Genomic DNA, 5027 nt, shown 5'->3' with positions numbered 1-5027 from the left:
TAAGAGACAGCTACGGCCCCCCGGCGGGCCCCCTCGGGCCGACTCCCCCCTACGGTCCGGCCTACGCTCCGGGCGTGGTCCTCGGCGCGCCCGAGCCCCCGCGCAGGGACGGCCGCTCCACGGCGGCGCTCATCGCGGTCGCGCTGGTCGTCGCGCTCGCGGCGGGCGGTTCGGTGTACGCGCTGATGAAGAACGGCTCCGACCAGGACGGCGACGACACGGCGTCCCCGACGACGAGCGCGCCCACGACCCCGGGCCCGAACACCTCCGGATCCTCGCCCTCACCGGCCACCGGGGACCCCACCACCCAGTCCCCCGACGGCGGCACGATCCCGGCGAAGTACCTCGGCACCTGGGAGTCGAGCATCGACAACGCCACCGGGCACAGCACCCGCCGACTGGTCATCCAGCAGGGCGAGATCGGTGACACGGTCCTCTCGCTCACGGCGGACGGGCCGGCCGGAGGCGGTACGTACCACTGCGTGTTCGAGGCCGAGCTGGCGTCGGCCCCGAGCGGAGGCGGCCCGCTGAGGATCGGCCCCTCCACCGTCACCGTCGGCGAACCGCCGACCTGTACCCCGGGCGCCGCCTCCGAGGTCACGTTCCTCTCCGACGGCCGCCTCCGCCGGGTGAGCACGGATTCGGGGAAGTCGCTGACGTACACGAAGGCGGACTGAGGCCGCCGACCCGCCGGGCACCGTCCCCTTCAGTCCCCTGCCGCCTTCGCGGAACAGGGTGGGCCCTGCTTCGCGCTCGACGTGCCCTGGGCGTAGGCACCGCAGGCGAGGACGGCCTCAGGCTGGTTGCCCAGCTGCCGGAGCAGGACCAGGGTCTTGTCCACGGGCGGGCTGTGGACGTCCTCGGCGTAGCCGACGAACCCGGTGGCCCCGTCGAAGCGGACGCCGTTCTGCAGCTTCGCCAGCACCAGCTCGCGGCTCACGTCCGGCTTGGCCTGCAGCGCGTCGGCCACGGCCTGGGACAGGACGTGGAACGCGTCGTACGACACCGCCGAGTGTCCGTCCTGACGCCAGGGATCGGGGCCCTTGGTGGTCCGCTCCACGAACTCGACGTAGTCGTCGACGAACTGGCGGGTCTTGGCGCTCGCCCTGTCGTCGGTGGACGGCAGCCGGTGCGCGGAGTAGTAGAGGCGCAGCCAGTCCTTGTCCTTGAACACGCCGGTCTGGGCCACGTTGGTCAGTTCGTTCCCGCCGAGGACCGTGATGTCGTCGGTGGTGCACGTCCCCTCCCGGTGCATGGAGTTGACGAACGCCGTGAAGTCCCTAGCCCGCGCGGACCAGTACACGACCGACTCCGGCTCCTGCTCCAGCGCCTCGCAGATCCGCCGCGCCAGTACGTCCGCGCTGGTCAGGCTCTCGGTGCCGGCGGGCGGGGCGGGTGTGAAGTCGCCCTCCTGGTTGAAGTTGAACACCTGCTCGGTGCCGGGGAAGTCCTCGGTGAAGCGGGCGGCGAGGCTGCGGCTGTAGAGGTCGGCCGAGCTCTCGATCACGATCGCGTGCGCGGCGGGGACGCACTCGTTCTCGGAGCCGTGCCGGGCCACGATGTTCGTCCGGCGGGCGAAGTCCGCCTCGATCCCGGCCTCCCGCGAGTTGTTCGGCGTGAACGGCCAGTAGCTGAAGCCCGCCTCGTCGCTCACCATCTCGTCGGCCGTCGCCGTGGTCCCGACCGTGGGGATCCGGGCCTGGCCGAGCACCTGCAGCGCGTCCCGGGTCTCCTCGCGGCTCTGCGCGTACGCGAGCACGCCCACGACCTTGTCGGGGTTGTTGGCGCCCGCGCGTTCCCGGCCGACCCGCGCGACGAGTTCCTCGGCCTTGGCCTCGGCGTCGCGGAAGCCCTCGCCGGTCTCCTGGACGTCGACGATCAGGGGGACGAGGGAGGTGTTGGAGGCCGCGTCGTCGTTCAGCTGCTCCTGCCACATGGCGATGCCGCGCAGCTCCGGGATGGTGCCGTCGAAGCGGGTCTCGTCGACGGTCTCGGGCTTCTTGGAGACGTAGACGACGACGGTCCGTACCGTCCTGCCCTGGCGGGCGTAGCCCCGCGCCCGCTTGTTCTGGACGTCGATCGCGTCCGCGGCGGCCTTGTACCACCCGGCCGCGTCCACGGGGACGGGCTTGCCGGGTGCGGCCTCGGCCACGGAGTCGGTGCCGCCGCGGCAGGTGTAGTCCTGCGCGACGAAGTTCTTCCACAGCACGCCCGCCGCGACGAGGGCCAGGGCCGTCACGCCGCTCGCGATCGAGGTGGGCACGCGCCGGCTGAACCGGAACGTCTTGGGGGCGACCAGGGGGATGTGCAGCCCCGGCCCCGCGAGGGCCTCCTCACCGAAGGTCACCAGGACCGGCGGGCCGCCCCTGCGGGTGAGCTGGAGGCTCGCCTCCGGCAGGGTGATGTTCTCCGGGCGGCCGAGGTCCCCCAGCAGGTCGTCGGACGGCCGGCCCACGGCCACCACGAGCGGTCCGGGCGGCTGCGCGGTGGTGTGCGCCCGGTGCAGGGAGCGCAGGAAGCGCTCGGCGGCCCGGGCGCCCCGGGTGCCCGGTGGCGGGACCTCCACGATCATCACGGGGCGGGCTGTTCTCCGGCGCCGGCCGGGCAGGAACCGCCCGACCGCCGGTCTGCTCAGGTCCTCCAGGAGGGCCCGCAGCACGAGCCAGTCGAACTCCTGCAACGCCTCCGGGTGATCGGGCTCGTTCATGAGCTGCGTCCTGCGTACGGCACCCAGCTCGTCCATCACCCGGAAGAGCTTCGTGCTGCCGGCGGCCACCTGTTCGGCGCCGAGCCAGCGCCGCATCACCCTGCGGGAGGTCCAGCGGGCCCACACCCACCGGGGAAGCCGCTGGACGAACGACAGCCAGCTCAGCCCCGCGAGGAACCCGGCGATCCCGTCGAGCTGCGGTCCCTCCATCCGCGTGAACGCCAGCACACCGCCGCGACTCGCGCGCTGTTCGGCGGCGTAGGTGCGCAGCTGCTTGGCCTGGGGCTCGTTCGCCCAGGCGGTCGGATTCGCCCGGACGTAGGCGACCAGGTCCCGCATGACCAGGAAGTTCGGGTAGCGGTCGGGGGTCATGTGGTCCGGGGTGCCGCCGCGCAGTTGCACCCCGGCACTCACCGAGAGCAGCTCGGAGTCGTCGCCGGCCGGCAGATGGGCGTAGGGGACGCGCCGGCCGTTCTGGTGCAGGGCGTCGATCAGCGCCTTGACCACGCGGTCGACGCCGCTCGGGTACGCCGTCTCCGGTAACCGGAGGATGAACAGCGGCGGGTTGGTCTCGAGTCCGGCCCGGCTGCCGTACTCGGGGGCGACGGTGGTGCGGAAGTCGCGTACGAAGTCACTGGCCCGGTCGTCCGGGAAACCATCGGGAGGAGAAGCGCTGGGAGTTGACGGCATGTGAATGCTCCCCGTGTGTCAACAGGAGGTGCGCTGAAGGGAGTTGCTCAAGGGAGTTGCAGGGTAGTTACGTGCTGTTGTGCCCACAACACATTGGGTGGAAGCGCTTCACCACGCATCTCGGGTGGGCTCCTCACACACCCTCAACGCGAGCCGGCACGGAGGACATATGCGCCCCAGCAGGAGAACGGTTCTGACGGCCACGGCCACGGCTGCCGCGGGGGTGACCGGGACGGCGACGGCTCCCGCGGCAGCCGTGGCCGCTGACGGCGCAGGGGACGGTACGGGGTCTTCGCGCCCACCCGCGACCGCACAGCCGCCCACGCGCGAACTCCGCGCCCTCTTACGGGAGATCGACCCCGACCGCATCGAGGCGACGGTCCGCGAACTGGTGTCCTTCGGCACCCGCCACACCCTGTCCTCCCAGGACGACCCCGCCCGCGGCATCGGCGCGGCCCGCGACTGGATCGCGGCTCAGATGCGGTCGTACGCGGCGGCCTCCGGCGGCCGGATGACGGTGGACCTCCAGTCGTACGTCCAGGAACCGGCGAGCCGCATCCCCGTGCCGACCCGCATCACGAACGTGGTCGCCACGCTCCGCGGCTCGGTCACACCGGAGAGGGTGTACGTGGTGTCGGGCCACTACGACTCGCGGGCGTCGGACGTCATGGACGCCACCTCCGACGCGCCGGGCGCGGACGACGACGCCTCCGGGGTGGCCGTCGCCATGGAGCTGGCCCGGGTGATGGCGCGACGCCGGCCGGCCTCGACGATCGTGTTCGCGGCGGTGGCGGGGGAGGAGCAGGGGCTGTACGGGGCGGCGTACATGGCGCAGCAGTACAAGGCCGCCGGTACGGACGTCCAGGGCATGTTCACCAACGACATCGTCGGCAGTTCGACGGCGGACGACGGGACGCGTGACCCGTACACGATCCGTCTGTTCGCGGAGGGCGTGCCGTCGTCCGAGACCCCGGAGGAGGCGGCGATCCGCCGGTCGGTGGGCGGCGAGAACGACTCCCCGTCCCGCCAACTGGCCCGGTTCGTGCGGGATGTGGCGGACAACGACGCGACGGGCATGAACGTCCGCGTGATCTACCGCCGTGACCGCTACCGCCGGGGCGGCGACCACATCCCCTTCCTGGAACGCGCCTATCCCGCGGCCCGCTTCACGGAACCCGCCGAGGACTTCGCCCACCAGCACCAGGACGTGCGGGTGGAGGACGGCAAGCGGTACGGCGACCTTCCGGAGTTCTGCGACTTCGCCTTCACGGCGCGTGTGGCCAAGGTGAACGCGGCCGCCCTGTGGACCCTGGCCCAGGCCCCCGGCACGCCGCGTGACGCCAGGATCGTCACGTCCACGCTCACGAACGCGACGCGGCTGACCTGGGTGCGGGGGTCCGAGCCCGATCTCGTGGGCTACGAGATCGTCTGGCGCGAGACGACCGCGTCCTCGTGGACGCATGTGATCCCGGCGGGAGACGTCACGTCGTACGAGGTCGACCTGTCCAAGGACAACGTCTTCTTCGGCGTACGGGCGGTGAACCGGTCGGGGTTGCGAGGCCCGGTGGCGTACCCGGCGCCGCAGACCTGAGCGAGGGGTGTGTTTTCGCCCCCGCCGCCCCTACCCGTC

2 protein-coding genes and 1 pseudogene are annotated in these 5027 nt (G+C 72.0%); 2 read left to right on the top strand and 1 reads right to left on the bottom strand.

The window, feature by feature from the left end; genetic code table 11:
- Window positions 1-677 (top strand): annotated as a pseudogene (locus FNH08_RS44260) (serine/threonine protein kinase); the annotation flags it as partial.
- Between the two features lie 29 nt (window positions 678-706).
- On the opposite strand, the gene FNH08_RS44255 reads toward FNH08_RS44260, so the two are convergent.
- Complete coding sequence (locus FNH08_RS44255) at window positions 707-3397, bottom strand: type 1 periplasmic-binding domain-containing protein (RefSeq protein ID WP_152777165.1); 2691 nt, start codon at window positions 3395-3397, stop codon at window positions 707-709.
- A 169-nt stretch (window positions 3398-3566) separates the two neighbouring features.
- Here FNH08_RS44255 and FNH08_RS44250 point away from each other — a divergent pair, with 169 nt between their 5' ends.
- The gene (locus FNH08_RS44250; protein WP_152777164.1) at window positions 3567-4988 is read left to right on the top strand and encodes a M28 family metallopeptidase; all 1422 of its coding nucleotides are present in this window, start codon (window positions 3567-3569) and stop codon (window positions 4986-4988) included.
- Window positions 4989-5027 lie beyond the last annotated feature (39 nt).

It is taken from the genome of Streptomyces spongiae (assembly GCF_009377185.1).
GTDB classification, from domain to species: domain Bacteria; phylum Actinomycetota; class Actinomycetes; order Streptomycetales; family Streptomycetaceae; genus Streptomyces; species Streptomyces spongiae.
The sequence above is the reverse complement of the archived record's forward strand: the minus strand, read 5'-3'. Positions and strand labels throughout refer to the sequence as shown.